General features: G+C 53.9%; 14 protein-coding genes and 2 pseudogenes. 5 read left to right on the top strand and 11 right to left on the bottom strand.

The annotated features are described in order from the left end of the window. Positions 1-12: 12 nt before the first annotated feature. The gene (locus ACO6VX_RS20460) at positions 13-582 is read right to left on the bottom strand and encodes a TetR/AcrR family transcriptional regulator (RefSeq protein ID WP_033787231.1); all 570 of its coding nucleotides are present in this window, start codon (positions 580-582) and stop codon (positions 13-15) included. Positions 583-718: 136 nt separating this feature from the next. On the opposite strand from ACO6VX_RS20460, the gene ACO6VX_RS20455 reads away from it, so the two are divergent. After that, positions 719-1,444: a glutathione S-transferase gene (locus tag ACO6VX_RS20455; protein ID WP_158132408.1), complete on the top strand. Its 726-nt coding sequence runs from the start codon at positions 719-721 to the stop codon at positions 1,442-1,444. A gap of 124 nt (positions 1,445-1,568) precedes the next feature. On the opposite strand, the gene ACO6VX_RS20450 is transcribed toward ACO6VX_RS20455, so the two are convergent. The 7 genes from ACO6VX_RS20450 to ACO6VX_RS20420 all read right to left on the bottom strand — a co-directional run bounded on the left by ACO6VX_RS20450 (position 1,569) and on the right by ACO6VX_RS20420 (position 7,636). Then, positions 1,569-2,348, bottom strand: coding sequence for an ABC transporter ATP-binding protein (locus ACO6VX_RS20450; protein ID WP_010246775.1), 780 nt, complete (start codon positions 2,346-2,348; stop codon positions 1,569-1,571). Continuing rightward, positions 2,345-3,031 carry an ABC transporter permease gene (locus ACO6VX_RS20445; RefSeq protein ID WP_010246777.1) on the bottom strand — a complete coding sequence of 229 codons (687 nt, stop codon included), beginning with the start codon at positions 3,029-3,031 and terminating at the stop codon, positions 2,345-2,347. The genes ACO6VX_RS20450 and ACO6VX_RS20445 overlap by 4 nt, the downstream gene beginning before the upstream one ends. Positions 3,032-3,040: 9 nt before the next feature. Beyond that, positions 3,041-3,766, bottom strand: coding sequence for an ABC transporter permease (locus tag ACO6VX_RS20440; protein WP_422431326.1), 726 nt, complete (start codon positions 3,764-3,766; stop codon positions 3,041-3,043). Between the two features lie 6 nt (positions 3,767-3,772). Continuing rightward, positions 3,773-4,621, bottom strand: a complete 849-nt coding sequence (locus tag ACO6VX_RS20435) for a transporter substrate-binding domain-containing protein (protein WP_010246781.1) — start codon at positions 4,619-4,621, stop codon at positions 3,773-3,775. A gap of 21 nt (positions 4,622-4,642) precedes the next feature. Beyond that, the gene (locus ACO6VX_RS20430) at positions 4,643-5,830 is read right to left on the bottom strand and encodes a M20 metallopeptidase family protein (protein ID WP_187511178.1); all 1,188 of its coding nucleotides are present in this window, start codon (positions 5,828-5,830) and stop codon (positions 4,643-4,645) included. Positions 5,831-6,071: 241 nt separating this feature from the next. Then, the gene (locus ACO6VX_RS20425) at positions 6,072-6,971 is read right to left on the bottom strand and encodes an alpha/beta fold hydrolase (RefSeq protein ID WP_422431329.1); all 900 of its coding nucleotides are present in this window, start codon (positions 6,969-6,971) and stop codon (positions 6,072-6,074) included. Positions 6,972-7,021: 50 nt separating this feature from the next. Next, positions 7,022-7,636 carry a TetR/AcrR family transcriptional regulator gene (locus ACO6VX_RS20420; RefSeq protein WP_061902311.1) on the bottom strand — a complete coding sequence of 205 codons (615 nt, stop codon included), beginning with the start codon at positions 7,634-7,636 and terminating at the stop codon, positions 7,022-7,024. A gap of 213 nt (positions 7,637-7,849) precedes the next feature. Here ACO6VX_RS20420 and ACO6VX_RS20415 point away from each other — a divergent pair. Continuing rightward, positions 7,850-8,267: pseudogene (locus ACO6VX_RS20415) on the top strand (LysR substrate-binding domain-containing protein); the annotation flags it as partial. Positions 8,268-8,301: 34 nt separating this feature from the next. Here ACO6VX_RS20415 and ACO6VX_RS20410 read toward each other — a convergent pair. Both ACO6VX_RS20410 and ACO6VX_RS20405 read right to left on the bottom strand, forming a co-directional pair. Then, the gene (locus tag ACO6VX_RS20410) at positions 8,302-9,291 is read right to left on the bottom strand and encodes an aldo/keto reductase (RefSeq protein WP_422431333.1); all 990 of its coding nucleotides are present in this window, start codon (positions 9,289-9,291) and stop codon (positions 8,302-8,304) included. A gap of 25 nt (positions 9,292-9,316) precedes the next feature. Continuing rightward, positions 9,317-9,469: pseudogene (locus tag ACO6VX_RS20405) on the bottom strand (aldo/keto reductase); the annotation flags it as partial. Positions 9,470-9,850: 381 nt separating this feature from the next. Between ACO6VX_RS20405 and parS the strand changes: the two are divergent. From parS to ACO6VX_RS20390, 3 genes are all read left to right on the top strand, one after another. After that, complete coding sequence (gene parS, locus ACO6VX_RS20400; RefSeq protein WP_163852197.1) at positions 9,851-10,294, top strand: type II toxin-antitoxin system Xre/ParS family antitoxin; 444 nt, start codon at positions 9,851-9,853, stop codon at positions 10,292-10,294. Continuing rightward, the gene (locus tag ACO6VX_RS20395) at positions 10,291-10,761 is read left to right on the top strand and encodes an RES family NAD+ phosphorylase (RefSeq protein WP_033760865.1); all 471 of its coding nucleotides are present in this window, start codon (positions 10,291-10,293) and stop codon (positions 10,759-10,761) included. Before parS ends, ACO6VX_RS20395 begins: the two co-directional genes overlap by 4 nt. 171 nt (positions 10,762-10,932) lie before the next feature. Next, positions 10,933-11,964 carry an AI-2E family transporter gene (locus tag ACO6VX_RS20390; protein WP_124890727.1) on the top strand — a complete coding sequence of 344 codons (1,032 nt, stop codon included), beginning with the start codon at positions 10,933-10,935 and terminating at the stop codon, positions 11,962-11,964. On the opposite strand, the gene ACO6VX_RS20385 is transcribed toward ACO6VX_RS20390, so the two are convergent. Then, complete coding sequence (locus ACO6VX_RS20385) at positions 11,953-14,682, bottom strand: cation-transporting P-type ATPase (protein ID WP_422431338.1); 2,730 nt, start codon at positions 14,680-14,682, stop codon at positions 11,953-11,955. The two genes, ACO6VX_RS20390 and ACO6VX_RS20385, sit on opposite strands and share 12 nt — an antisense overlap. Positions 14,683-14,773: the final 91 nt, after the last annotated feature.

The following is a 14,773-nucleotide window of genomic DNA, read 5'->3' as shown; positions in this document are numbered from 1 at the left end:
TGTCGTTTTAATTCAGTGTGACAGCGGAATCAGGCCGCTCTCCTGATAGGTCGCAATCAGGTTATCAAAAATGGTTATATCCTGGCGCGTGCGGGCTATTAACTGCGCGCCAGCAACTGCGGTGTAAATTGCCAGCGCACGCTGCGCATTTTTCTCCGCGTTATCGGGCGACTTTTCGCAAAGGACCTCTGTCAGCCACTCGACGTTCGCATCGACAAAACACTGAACCTCACGCTTCACTTCCTCGGGCAGATCTTCATATTCCGCCGCCATAAAGCTGGAGAGACAGAGCCGGTTGGCATCTTCAAGCGACTTGCGGAAAATCTGCGGATAGCGCTGCAACGCTTCATCCGGTGAGGCACTTTGCTCGCGTATAGTCTTTAAATCCTCAGCCGTATCCTGCCAGTATCGGTTGGCAACCGCGGCTCCCAGATTGGCCTTACTGGCGAAGTGATAATAGATACTGGCATTCTTGATGCCTACCTCGTCAGCGATGCTGCGAAAATTAATCCCGTTATAGCCATGATTCTGGGCAGCACTTTTTGCTGCGGCCAGAATGGCTTCACGCGCGTTCAGGCTCATAACTCAGTTTTCCTTCAGGAGGTGGAGACGCATTATAAGGGGAAAATATTTACCTGCCAACTGGTAGACAGGGATTGACAGGAGAAAAGTTCGGCATCACAATCCACCTACCAATTGACAGGTAGGTAACTCAATCATGACTGATATCCACAATGCATCTGCAGTTCCGTCACTCCCCGCGATGAAGATTTATGACTGGTATGATGGCCCTTATCCTGCACGGGTCAGGATTGCCCTGGCGGAAAAGGGATTACTTTCTGAGGTCGAATTTATTCCGGTCAACCTGTGGAAAGGTGAGCATAAAAAACCTGAATTTTTAGCGATCAATTATTCAGGAACACTGCCGGTTCTAGCGCTGAATGACGGAACGCTGATCGCTGAATGCACCGCCATTACGCAATATCTCGATGTGCTGGATGAGAATCCGGTTCTGACTGGCGTCACGCCGGCAGAAAAAGGCGTTATCCATATGATGACCAAACGGGCTGAGATCGAATTTCTTGATGCGGTCAGCGTCTATTTCCATCATGCCACAGCAGGACTGGGGCCGGAGGTGGAGCTCTTTCAGAATCCGGAATGGGGTGCGAAGATGCGTGAAAAGGCCATCAGAGGGATGCACTACTTTGACGGCGTTTTACGCTCACAACCTTATGTCGCGGGCAATACATTTTCGATGGCGGATATCGCCGTAACCGGCGGAATGATTTTCGCGGCTTTGGTGAATCTTGCTGTTCCTGACGAGTGTCGCGCCCTGAAAGCGTGGTATGCAAAAATCCAGAGCCGCCCCAGCTATCAGCAATGGCAGGCAATGGTTGAAGCGGGCCGCCCTGCTGCTGCTGCATCGTCTCAGGACCGGGCGTAAGATCGCGCTGATCGTTCTGGATAACGTGGTCTGGCGGCTATTAAAAAAACCCCGGGAAATCTTCCGGGGTTTTGTGATCTCAAAACATGAAATTTCCGCGCGTCAGCCTTATCAGAATGCCGCTTCAGCCTGCATTGCGCTCAAAGTGGCTATTTACAAAGGCGCGGCAGCGTGGCGAGATCGGATCGAGAAACACCTGCTCCGGTGAACCGGACTCCTCAATCATGCCCTGGTGCAGAAACACCGCTTTGTTCGACACGTCACGCGCAAAGCCCATTTCATGGGTGACGATAATCATGGTACGTCCCTCTTCCGCCAGACTGCGGATCACCCGCAATACTTCGCCCACCAGCTCCGGATCCAGCGCTGAAGTTGGCTCATCGAACAGTATCGCTTTTGGCTGCTGCGCCAGCGCCCGTGCAATCGCCACACGCTGCTGCTGTCCGCCGGAAAGCTGCGACGGCCAGGCGTCGCGTTTAGCATAGAGTCCCACTTTATGGAGCAGCGCTTCTGCTTCTTCAATCGCCTCTTTATGGCTGCGCTTCTGCACATGAACCGGCGCTTCAATGATGTTCTGCATCACCGTTTTATGCGGCCACAGGTTGAAGCTCTGAAATACAAAGCCGAGCTGCATTCGCATCAGCTTGATGCGACGGCGCTGCTCGCGGCTCAGTTTTTCGTCGGCGTTATCCAGCGTGACGTTCACCTCGCCTACCGCAATTTCGCCTGCCTGCGGCACTTCAAGAAACGGAATGCAGCGTAGCAGCGTACTTTTCCCCGACCCACTGGCTCCAATCAGCGATATCACATCGCCATCCTGCGCGGTCAGGCTGATGTCGTGCAGCACTTCGTGTCCCGCATAACTCTTTCTGAGATGACTCAGCATGATGGTAGGTGCGGTCATGAGCGTGCTCCAAAATAGTAAGGTGATAAGCGTCGTTCCAGCATCGATACGCCTTTGCTGACCAGCATGGTAAGTATCAGGTAGATCACCGCCGCGCTCAGGAACACCTCCAGCGCCCGGAAAGTGGAAGAGACTATCGAGTCGGCAATGCCGGTCATCTCCATCAGGCTGATAGTGCTGACCAGCGACGTTGCTTTGATCATCGAGATGATCTCATTGCTGTAGGCCGGCAATGCCTGTCGAATCGCAATCGGTAAGGTGATGCGGGTAAAGATTTTATACGACGACATGCCTGAGACTTTAGCGGCCTCCAGCGACTGCTGACTGACGGCACGCAGCCCGCCGCGCAGGATCTCCGAGGTATAGGCGGCATCATTGAGAATCAGCGCCAGTAAGCCGCACCAGTAGGGATCGCGCAGCAGCGGCCAGAACAAGCTTTCCCGCACCGCCGGTAAACTGCCCAGGCCGTAATAGACCATAAAGATCTGGATCAGCAGTGGCGTACCGCGAAATAGCCAGACGTAGAAGCGACAGAAAACGCTGCCGACACGCGTCATGCGCAGCAGGTTAAGCAGCAGCGCCAGCACGCCGCCGCCAAAGAGTGAGAGCAGCGCCAGGTTGATGGTCAGCGGCAATCCTTTCAGCAGCGCCAGCAGCGTCTGCTGTAAAAACATGATATCCACGTGGACTCCTTACCCCTTCAAGCGCTGTTGACCGCGCATCGCAAACTTTTCCACGTAGCGGAAAACCATATCGGAACAGGTGGTGATAATCAGGTAGATCACCGCACCCACGCTGTAGAAGAAAAAGGACATCTGGGTGGAGTTGGCTGCGGTGGAGACCTGGTTCATCGTTTCCACCAGTCCGGTTACCGAGACCAGCGCCGACTCTTTGATCACCGATTGCCACTGGTTGCCCATGCCGGGCAGCGCAGTGCGTAACGCCTGCGGCACGATAATGCGGCGAAACATCATCAGCCGTCCCATGCCGGTCACGGTCGCCGCTTCCCGCGTTCCGCCGGGAATGGCGTAGAAAGCGCCACGGAATACCCCGCTCTGATAGGCACCGGAGATCAGCCCGATGGCAATCGCGCCCGCCACAAAGCCGTTCACATCGAAGGGTCCCTGGAAGCCCAGCGCGGTGCCCACGGTGGAGACCACCTGTCGTCCACCGAAGTAGAAGAGGTAGATCACCAGCAGTTCCGGCACGCCGCGAAACAGAGTGATGTAGCCTGCCGCCAGTCGCTGCTGCCAGCGTGAACCGGCAATCTGCATCCAGCAGAGCACGCTGCCCAGCAACGCACCCAGTAGCCAGGCGCAGAGTGACACGCTGACGGTGACGGCGGCGGCGTTAAGCAGCACGCCACCCCAGCCCTCATCCCCGAAGCCCAGTATCTGCCAGTCAATATTCATCAGCATCAGCGGTTACGCTTTCGGCGCGACATCTTCGCCAAACCATTTGATCGACAGTTTGCTCAGCGTCCCATCTTTGATCATGGAGTCCAGCGCCTGATTCAGCACCTGCTGCAGCTCACTGTTGCCTTTACGCAGACCAATCGCCGAGCCTGCGCCCAGCACGCCACCGGAGAAGCCATAGCCGCTGCTGCTGATCGCCTCAGTATGTTTTTTCACAAAGGCGTTGAGGTTGGTACGAGACGCCATGACAGCATCCACCCGGCCATTCATCAGGTCGGCAAAGGTTTCAGGACCCGCCTGATAGGTGCGGATAGTGGCAACATCGCCCAGGTATTTTTGCAGGAAATCCGCCTGAATGGTGGCGACCTGCACCGCGATGGTTTTCCCTTTGAAGGTGGTTTTCAGATCGTCTATCGCTTTTTTCATGCCGGCGTCATCATCCGCCGTTACAATCGTGCCGCTGCCTGGCAGCGTGGCCAGCGGGCTTTTTTTCGCAGTCACAAAGCTGGAGACGCTCACGGTGTACTGATGGGTAAAATCGATCGCTTCAGCACGTTTTGGCGTTACGGTCACCGCATCGATCACCGCATCATATTTACCGTCGATAAGACCCGGGATCATGCCCGACCATTTCTGGGCGATGATTTCATATTTGAAGCCAGCACGTTTAGCCAGCTCCGCCACCATATCCGGCTCATAGCCGACGATTTTGCCGCTCGGGGTGGTCTGGTTGAACGGAGGATAAGCCGCTTCAGTCGCAAACTTCAGGGTGCCGAAATCTTTCGCCTGGCTGAACGCGGAAGTGGCGAGCAGCGCCACGGTCAGAGAAGCCGTAAACAGGCGGTTACGCATCATCATATAAACCTCATTTATTTATTATTAAGAGAGTAAATCAATTGCAAGGCGGGTCAGCGCCTGCGTCCCGGCGGTAATGCTGCGTTCGTCCGGCTGATAGTCGGAGTTATGCAGGTGATCGTCACGGCCCGGCGTGGCCGATCCAATATGAATCTGGCAGCCCGGTACCCGTTCCGTGAACAGTGAAAAATCTTCGGCTCCAAAGCTGGCGCTGGGCTGCGCGATGATAGGCTTATCAAACTGATGCGACAGAATCTGTTCCAGTGAATCGATCAGGCGATCGTCATTCATCAAAGGCGGGACACCACGCTGGAAGTTAACCTCCACCCGTACGTTTTGCGCCAGCGCCACCCCTTCGCACATCCGTTTAAACGAGGTTTCCATAGCAGCGCGTACTTCCGGCGACTTAGTACGGATGGTGCCCTGAAACAGGCAGCTATCGGGAATGATATTGTGGGTGGTACCACCCTGAATGTGCCCGATGGTTAATACGGCGGAGTGAGCGGGATCGCGCTCACGCGAGATGAGGGTCTGTAGCTGGCTGATGAGATGCACGGTCGCGATGATCGGATCGGTGCCCATGTGCGGACGTGCCGCGTGGGTCGATACGCCATGCACCGTAACGTCGAATTCATCGCTGGAGGCGGTGCTGGCCCCGCGTGTCAGGGCGACTTCTCCCGCAGCCAGTTCAGGCTTGTTATGCAGGGTCACGGCCCAGTCGATGCCATCTGCCGCGCCGTCCGCAATCATCGCCTCAGCGCCGCTTTCTGGCGTCTCTTCCGCGGGCTGGAATATCAGCCGGACCCGGCCTTTGAGTTGCTGACGATAGTGCGGCACGATCGTTGCCACACCCAGCATCGTTGCGGTGTGAATATCATGCCCACAGGCGTGCATTTTTCCGGGATAGCGGCTGGCAAACGGCAGACCGGTCTGCTCATGGATCGGCAGCGCGTCCATGTCGGCGCGCAACAGCAGCGTCTTACCCGGCTCTGCGCCGTCGATATCCACCACAACACCGCTGCGGCCAACGCCGGTGCGGGGATTGAGTCCCAGCGCCTGCAGATACTCTGTGACCAGACTGGCGGTGCGCAGCGTATCAAAGCCTAGTTCCGGATGCGCATGGATATCACGTCGAATCGCCACTAACTGCGATTCAAGTTCATTAACTCTGGCTTTTATTTCCCCGGCCAGTCGTGCTTTTTCCTGATTCATAGCAGCCCCGGCAATATGCGATCGGCACTCTGTTGCCGACCGCTATTTTAATCTCATCCTGATGGCGGACGTTGATGACCGTTTATTTATTCACAGCACGCGACAGAAAGCAACGCGCAACAGTCTGCTCTACATACTTAAAAATCAATAAGATAGTGTTATTTATTGGAAACCTGTATGAGATAACAGCGGGTCAGCAATAATATTAATAATCCGCCACACGACATTACTTTCACTACTGTCACTGAGGTGATATTTCGCTTTTATCCGGAGAGGGAATAAAGAAGTCTGCCAGTATTTCCGCTAATTTCTCGGGTTGTTCGTCGGGAATAAAATGACCGCAGTTGAGAACAGTTTCACTGCTTACCTGATGCGCTACGGTGCGCAGCGGGGTGGCCATATCGGGTATCGATCCCTGGTCGGCACTGACAGCCAGCAGCGGTAAAGCCAGTTTGCCTTTTAACGCGCGCTGTCGATTCTGCTCTGCCGACTGTGCGAAAGCGCGGTAAAAAGCCAGTCCGGCCCGCAGGGCCCCGGGCTGCTGAAAAACGCGCAAATATTCATGACGGGCCGCCGCATCTATGCGATGTGGATTGGCTGACTTACGGTTAAAAAACCAGTCCAGGTAGATCGCCTCTCTGCCAGTGATCAGCGCTTCCGGTAAATCATCCACACAGTGAAATCCAAAATGCCAGGTTTTCCAGGCGCTATCACCCACCATTGGCATTAAGTCAGGCAGCGTGATACCGGGAATACCGCCATCCAGCAGCGCGAGACGGCTAAACTTTTCGGGATGGCCTGCCGCCAGTGACCAGGCGACCCACGCCCCGATATCATGCCCGGCCAGATGAAAGCGTTTGATACCCAGCTGGTTCAGCAGCGCCAGTATGCGCTCTGCCACGCTGTCAGTGTCGTAACCACTGGCTGGAAAGTCAGAATCACCCTGCCCTGGCAGGTCGGGTGCGATCACATGAAAGCGGCTGGCAAGCAAGGGAATAACCTCCCGCCAGGCATAACTGCTTTGCGGGAAACCCGCGAGCAAAACCACAGCCTCAGCGTGTTCACTGCCTGCGCTGAGGTAGTGTAGCCGCTGCGAGTCAATGTTAATAAAATGGTGCTGGTAGAGTGGATATACGTGCATAAAACCTCCGGACAATAAGGAAACGATCACTTCCTTAATGAGTAAAAAATTTAGTCGAGTAACTTCAGCGCCAGGGGGATGATGCTGGCATCGGGCCGGGTCGCAGCAACTTTACCGGCGACCCGCATCCCCAGAACAATGCAAAGCATTAGCGAAGCGGTGGCGTCTCTGTCCAGTGCAGGATTGACCGAACCATCCTGCTGACCCAGGCTGATTATCTGCTGCAGATTCTGCTGGTTGCGTATCAGCGCCGCGCTGACGGCTCCGGCAAGTTCCTCATCCAGAGTTTGCAGCTCCACGGCGCTGACAGCCACCAGACAGCCGCGCTCACCTTCGACATCGCGCACTGAATCCACATAAAAATTGAGTAGCGCCGCCAGTTGCTCACGGCCATTTTCACATTGCGCCAGCCGCGCGGCTAAACTGCTGTTGCGCATTGAGAGATAGCGAGCGAAGACGTTTGCAAACAGCGTGCGCTTGTCGGTAAAAGCTTTATAGATGCTGCCGGTAGTGAGTTGCATAGCCTGGCCCAAATCGCCGATCGAGGTGGCGTGATAGCCCTTTTGCCGGAATACCAGCATTGCGCTGTCCAGTGCCGAATCGGTATCAAACGCCCGCGGTCGTCCCCGCTCTTTATAACGGTTATCGTTCATCGCAAACACCATTAGAGAATGATCATTTCCTTAAAGATAGACTGATTTGTCCGCCAGATAAAGGCTTTCTTATGCCTGGGGCTTGCCTGGAAATGGAACCCGCCCCTCACCATGACCTTCTCAGATAAAACACCGTTTCGACGGCGCGTGAAAGGCATAGGCCCAGACATGTTCGACACGTCAGGCACGCCGTTTTAATCTCGCGTTATGTAATCAGGCCTATCTGAGCCACGTATTGCCGATCTTGAGCAGGAGCATGAATTTCAGGTTCAACTCAATGGAACGCTCTCTGGCAATATCCGCTTATCCGCAGGGGAGCATGCAGCTCAAACTCTCGTATGGCCAAAATTAAAACTTTTATCATTGGAAGTTCGTGAAGGAAGGAAAATCGTTACGTGTCAGAGTTGAAGGACAGGTCACGTTTAATTTTCTGTCAGAAAGAATCGATGCCGTATTATCGGGTTTTGGTATTGCCTGTGTTCCTGAAGATACGATCAGGGAGCATGTAAAATCCGGAAAGCTAATTCAGATTCTGCAGGATTGGTGCCCTGCATTTCCCGGTTATTATCTCTGTTATCCGAGCCGTAAACAGCATCCGCCCGCTTTTGTGCTGATGATAGATGCGCTTCGGCACCCGGAATAGCGGGTCTACAATTCGATGCAGACCCGCCTGAATCTTAACGGCCCACACGAGCCTGATGCTCAGGGGAGTAACGCTCGCCGACGATTTCTATCGTTTCAAGCGCCTCTTCTATCTGCCGCACGTCGTCCTGTGAAAGCGTGATGTCGGCAGCACCCAGGTTTTCATCCAGCCGGTGCAGTTTAGTAGTGCCGGGGATGGGAACAATCCACGGTTTTTGTGCCAGCAACCATGCCAGTGCTATTTGTGCAGACGTAACCCCTTTTCCGGCAGCCAGTTCACCCAGTAATGTGACCAGCTTTTCGTTGGCTTCAATTGCTTCAGCGGCAAAACGCGGCACCTTACTACGGAAATCATCCCTGCCAAACGTCGTTCCTGACTTAATCGCGCCCGTCAGAAATCCTTTGCCTAATGGACTGAATGGCACAAAACCAATCCCCAACTCCTCCAGCAATGGCAGGATCTCCTGCTCAGGCTCGCGCCACCAAATTGAGTATTCGCTTTGCAGTGCAGTAACAGGTTGTACGGCATGTGCACGACGAATGGTTTGTGCACCCGCTTCAGAAAGGCCGAAATGTTTGACCTTACCTTCTGAAATCAGGTCTTTCACGGTTCCCGCAACATCTTCGATAGGGACTTCCGGATCGACGCGGTGCTGATACAGCAAATCAATCACATCGGTTTTCAGACGACGCAACGAGCCTTCAACCGCTTTGCGAATATGTTCCGGGCGGCTGTTTAAAATCTGCTGTTTATTGTCCTCACCAAAGGTAAAACCAAATTTGGTAGCGATAACCACCCGGTCGCGTAAGGGTTGTAACGCTTCACCCACCACGTCTTCATTAAGATATGGGCCATAAACTTCGGCTGTGTCGAAAAATGTCACCCCACGTTCAACCGCGGCGCGAATCAGCTCAACAGCCTGACGAGTGTCGGTCGCCGGACCATAGCCATGACTCAGGCCCATACAGCCCAAACCGAGTGCTGACACTTCAAGCCCTGATTTTCCGAGATAGCGTTTTTGCATTATTGAAAGCCTCTTCTGTTGCGTTTTAAACGTCAGGTTTGCGGCCAGTCAGCCACTCCACCATCGCCGGATAGGGATGAGAGAAGAATGCGCTGGTTGCGGAATCAAGCGCCGCAATTTGCAACATATCCTCAGAACTGAGTTCAAAAACGAGGATATTGATGTTCTCTACCATTTTTGAGTTTTACAGTGGGCATGGCGTTATCCTTCAGCCGTTGTGTGTGAAAAGCATAACGTAAAGTGATTAATTGGATTAAGTAGGGTAATTAGCCAGGGCTTATTACTTTTATTCATCAATGATGATTAATCCTGATCTTTGTCTGCCCGCTATTGCAGATTTCGCTCTTTAAGAAACTGGCTCATGAGATCGACAATCTGCACATTATTCAGATCAATAACGTGATATGAATGAAACTCATGAATATGTGTGAGTCGCGACTTGATCTGACACATGCCACTGAAAGGTTCAGAGTGACCGGTTTTCCTGATTTATCAGATCCTGAAATTTGCGCCCCTCCCACCAAATGGTTATAGTTAAATGACCAATTGGAGGTGACAGATGAAAACATTCAGCTTTTCTGCGAACAAAACCAGGCAGCCACGCTTATGGCAGGCCGCAGGCCTGAACAACGCTGATGGTGTCGCCCTGCTGGGCCAGATTAATGAAGGCCTTGATGGCAACGTAGCTCACCTGATCGTCAACTGGGCGAAGATTACGCAAAACGACCTGCGCAAAATGTCCGGTATACCCTCCACGACGTTCAGCCGAAGCGTGAAAGCGAAATTCAGCGCTGAACAAAGTGAACGACTGGTACGTATTATCCGTGTCATTGATCGCGCAGTTGAACTGTTCGAAGGTGATAAGGATGAAGCGCAAAAATGGTTGAATGAGCCTAACAGGGCGCTGAGCTGGAAAATGCCCGCAGAACTGATGGCGTCTGAAACCGGGGCTTACGAGGTCATGAAATTAATCACGCGCCTGGAGCACGGAGTTTACTCTTGATTCTCTACAGGCTGACCAAGACAAAGTATCTTTCAACAGCCTGGACGGGATTTGGCGCAAAAGAGGCGGGCGGCCGCTGGAACAGCATCGGCATCTCCATGGTTTATGTTTCTGAAACAGCATCACTGACTTTGCTGGAAACACTGGTCCATCTGCACTCAGCACACATCCTGGATGCTTTCACACTTCTGCGCATCGATGTTCCCGATGCGTTGATTCAGACCGCTGATATCACTGAGTTGCCTGCAAACTGGGCTGATGAAGATGCACCGGCAGAACTGGCTGACTATGGAGACGCCTGGTGCTCTGCCTGCGATGCGGTTGCGTTGCGTGTTCCCAGTGCCCTCTCCCCTGTAGAATATAACTATCTGTTAAATCCTGAACATCCCGAGTTCTTCCGGATAGTTCAACAGGCTGAGGCCATTCCGTTCCGGTTTGATCGTCGGCTGAAACCGGATCGTAAATAAACTATCCGGATAGCTTTTGGTCGCGCATTCGTGCGTTGAACAAGGGTCAGGAGCCACCGATGATCGTCTCTTAAGCCCTGAGAGAAGCCTTTCCCCCTCTGACCTGACGCAAAGCACTGAAGCTTAAGCCTCATCTATACTGCAGCTTATCTTTGCTGAAGGAGCCCAATCATGGGACTGAGCTGGTTTACCCTCTGGCCGCCAATGGCACGCGTGCTGTTTATCCTCGCCTGTCTGACCATTATTCTGACCGGCCTTTATCTGGCAGCACCGCTGATCAACCAGGTACTGCTGGCAATGTTACTGGCCATCATGCTTGATCCCCTGATTACCCGGCTGGAAAACAACCGCATACCGCGCATCGTCTCGTCACTTCTGGTGATTATGCTGATGCTGTTGATCATGGTGGTCACTATCCTCAAGTTAACCGTGCTGACGCCCGATTTAATGCAGCTCAGCCGCCAGGCGCCCGTGCTGCTGGCGGCCCGGCTTGAACAGCTGACGCTGGCCTTTGCCCGGCTTGATATCGGTATGACGCCCGACCAGTTGCTGACCTTTGTGGATGCAGGTGCGATAGTGCGCATCGTCACCGCGTTTCTGACGCAAATCCCTGGCGTCATCTCATGGTGGATCATGGTGTTCCTGATGCTGCTGTTTATGCTGTATGAGATGCCGCTGCTGAAAGCTGCACTGCAACAGCGGGTAAAGGGAAAACATCAGGCCTTTTATCTGGCGCTGCAGGAGGGAATTCAGAGCGTGATTGTGTATGCCAGAGTGAAAACGCTGACCAGTATTCTGGGCGGGTTAATCGTGGGCGTCGGTGCGCATCTGATCGGGCTGAAGTTTGCCTTTTTCTGGGGCGTGCTGATGTTCATCTTTAATTACGTGCCGGTGCTTGGCTCCTTTCTGGCCGCGATTCCGCCGGTGATCCAGAGTTACATCATGTTTGATTTACAGATCGCGCTGGCGGTAGCAGGTTTCTTTGTGGTGCTGAACCTCTGCCTGAGTTCGGTGATCGAACCATTGCTGATTGGGAAGCGACTCAATCTGGCGCTGACCACGCAGTTGCTGGCGTTTCTGTTCTGGCAGGCGTTACTGGGGATTACGGGCGGGATACTGGCTATTCCACTGACCTATCTGATTAAAAAGGTCCTGCTGGCGAGCTATCCGCAGCAGGACCCGGAGACAGAATTAACTCAGTGAAGGCGTCTTCACCCGCCATGCGCGGGTGAAGCGTTTTTCAATCTCAACTATGATGAAGATCGCGATACTGACAATCAGCGAAATCAGCCAGTAGTTGATCGGCAGTGGGCGCGTACCAAACAGCGTGTTCATTAATGGCACATAGATAATGATCGCCTGAAGGACAATCAGTACCAGCGTCACCAGCCAGATACCACGATTTTTCAGCAGACCACGATCCAGTGAGAAGCCATCAGAGTTACGGCAGTTAAGCATGTAGGCCCACTGCGCGGTGACCAGCATCTGCAGCAGCACGGTACGGATAAACTCGGCACTGTAGCCACGCGGTTGCAGCCAGGCTTCCAGCACAAAGGCACTGATTGAAATCAGCAGACCGACAAACACCACGCGCCATATAGCGTAAGCGTCCATTACGTGTGCTTTGACATTGCGCGGTGGCCGGCGCATCGCATTCGCTTCAGCAGGCTCGAACGCCAGACCAAACGACAGCGTGGCGGACGTTGCCATGTTCATCCACAGAATCTGTACTGGGGTTAACGGCAGCAGATTGCCCATCAGAATCGCGATAATAATCAGCAGACCCTGTGCCAGGTTGGTGGGCATAATAAACAGGATGGTTTTCTTGAGGTTGTCGTAAACCCGACGTCCCTCTTTGACTGCCGCAGCGATGGTGGCAAAGTTATCGTCGGCCAGAATCATATCGGCCGCCTCTTTTGTCACCTCGGTGCCTTTGATACCCATCGCAATACCGACGTTGGCCTGTTTCAGCGCCGGAGCATCATTGACGCCGTCGCCGGTCATGCCGACGATCTCGCCGCTCGCTTCCAGCGCTTTCACCAGACGCAGTTTGTGTTCCGGGCTGGTGCGGGCAAAAATATCATAGGTTTTTGCCGCGTCCGCCAGTTCGGCGTCACTCATGTGTTCAAGCTGGTAGCCAGTGATAGCAGCCTGGCTGTTGCCGATTCCCAGCATCTGACCAATCGCCATTGCGGTTTCCTGATGGTCGCCGGTGATCATTTTGACGCGAATGCCCGCTTTCTGGCACTCGTCAATGGCGGCAATCGCCTCGGGACGTGGGGGATCCATCATACAGGCCAGACCCAGCAGCACCATGTCACTTCTCAGATCGGCATGATCCAGCGCGGTAACGGGTGCAGAGGTTCTCTTCCAGGCGGCGGCAACGGTGCGCAGCCCTTCGCTGGCGTAGGTGGTGATGGCGGCATCCCAGTACGCACGGTCTATCGGCTCTGCACCCTCCGGTGTTTGCTGCTGCTGACATAGCGTCAGCAGCACGTCTGGCGCACCGGTCAGCAGCACATAAGATTCGCCGTTGGCAACACAGCTGACCGACATATATTTATAGAGGGAATCGAACGGCAGCTTGCTCACCACCTCAACCGGCTGAGGTGTCGTCTGACCCTTCGCCGCCAGCACCTTCAGCGCGCCTTCAGTCGGGCCGCCAACAATCGTCCAGTGTCCCTGACTTTCCTGACGCAGCTGGCTTTCATTACAGGTGTCTACCGCATGCAGGAACTGCTGAAACAGCGGATCCTGTGCCGCAGAGAGTCCACTTGCGTCGCCCTGCTCAGCAACAATCTCCCCTTTGGGTTCATAGCTGTTTCCGCTGACGCGCCAGCGGCTCTTCGCCAGCACCACCGCTTTCACCGTCATCTCATTCATGGTGAGCGTGCCGGTTTTATCGGAGCAGATCACCGACATCGCGCCCAGGGTTTCAACAGTCGGCAGCTTACGGATAATCGCCTGGGTCCGCGCCATCGACTGCACGCCCAGCGACAGGATGATAGAGATAATGGCAGGCAGACCTTCCGGAACCGCAGCAACCGCCAGGCTGATGACGGACAGCGAGAGCTCGCCCAGTGGAATGTCACGCAGCAGATAGCCGAAGATAAACAGGGCGACCATCATCAGCAGGATGATGAAAAAGATCGCTTTACCGAGTTTGTCGATCTGCACCAGCAGCGGGGTTTTAACCTCTTTTATGCCGCTGATCATTTCGTTGATATGGCCCAGCTCAGTATCACCGCCGCTGGCGATCACCACGCCTGCGGCGGTGCCGGAACTGACGGTAGTGCCTGAAAAAGCCAGGTTCAGACGGTCGCCCAGCGATTTTTCACCGCTCAGCGTATCGGTGTTCTTCGACACCACCGTCGACTCCCCGGTGAGAATCGCCTCTTCAACCCGCAGATTATTGACCTCAAACAGTCGCAGATCAGCCGGGATTTTATCGCCGGGGCGTAACATCACCACGTCACCGACCACAATATCGCGCGTCGCGACCGTGACCTGTTTGCCATCTCGCACCAGCATCGCTTCACTGGCAAGCATGTTCTGAATACTTTTCAGTGACTTCTCGGCATTATTCTCCTGAATAAAGCCGATCAGGGCGTTAATGACGGCCACGCCGATAATGACAAAGGTATCGACCCAGTGACCCATTATCGCGGTGATCACCGCCGCGGCCAGCAGAATATAGATCAGCACATCTTTAAAATGCGCGATGAATTTGAGCAGAGCCGATTTCTCAGCTTTTTGCGGAAGGGCATTGGGACCGTGTTTCTGCAGGCGTTCCTGCGCAGTGGCGGTGGATAATCCTGCTGATGAGCTCTGCAGTTCGGAGAATATCTCTGCCACACTACGCTGATACCAGGGGCGCTCAGATAAAGCTAACGCTTTATCCTGCTTATCATTATTTAGCATATATAAACCTCGTGCCATTTAGCGATGAAATAAAGGCGCAATTAAAAGACATGCATTTTGCAGGCAGCCCCTCCTGCAGGTAATGACCGAT

The organism is Pantoea sp. BJFS-204, from assembly GCF_049310725.1.
In the GTDB taxonomy this organism is placed as follows: domain Bacteria; phylum Pseudomonadota; class Gammaproteobacteria; order Enterobacterales; family Enterobacteriaceae; genus Pantoea; species Pantoea agglomerans.
This window is presented reverse-complemented; position numbering and strand designations above follow the sequence as displayed.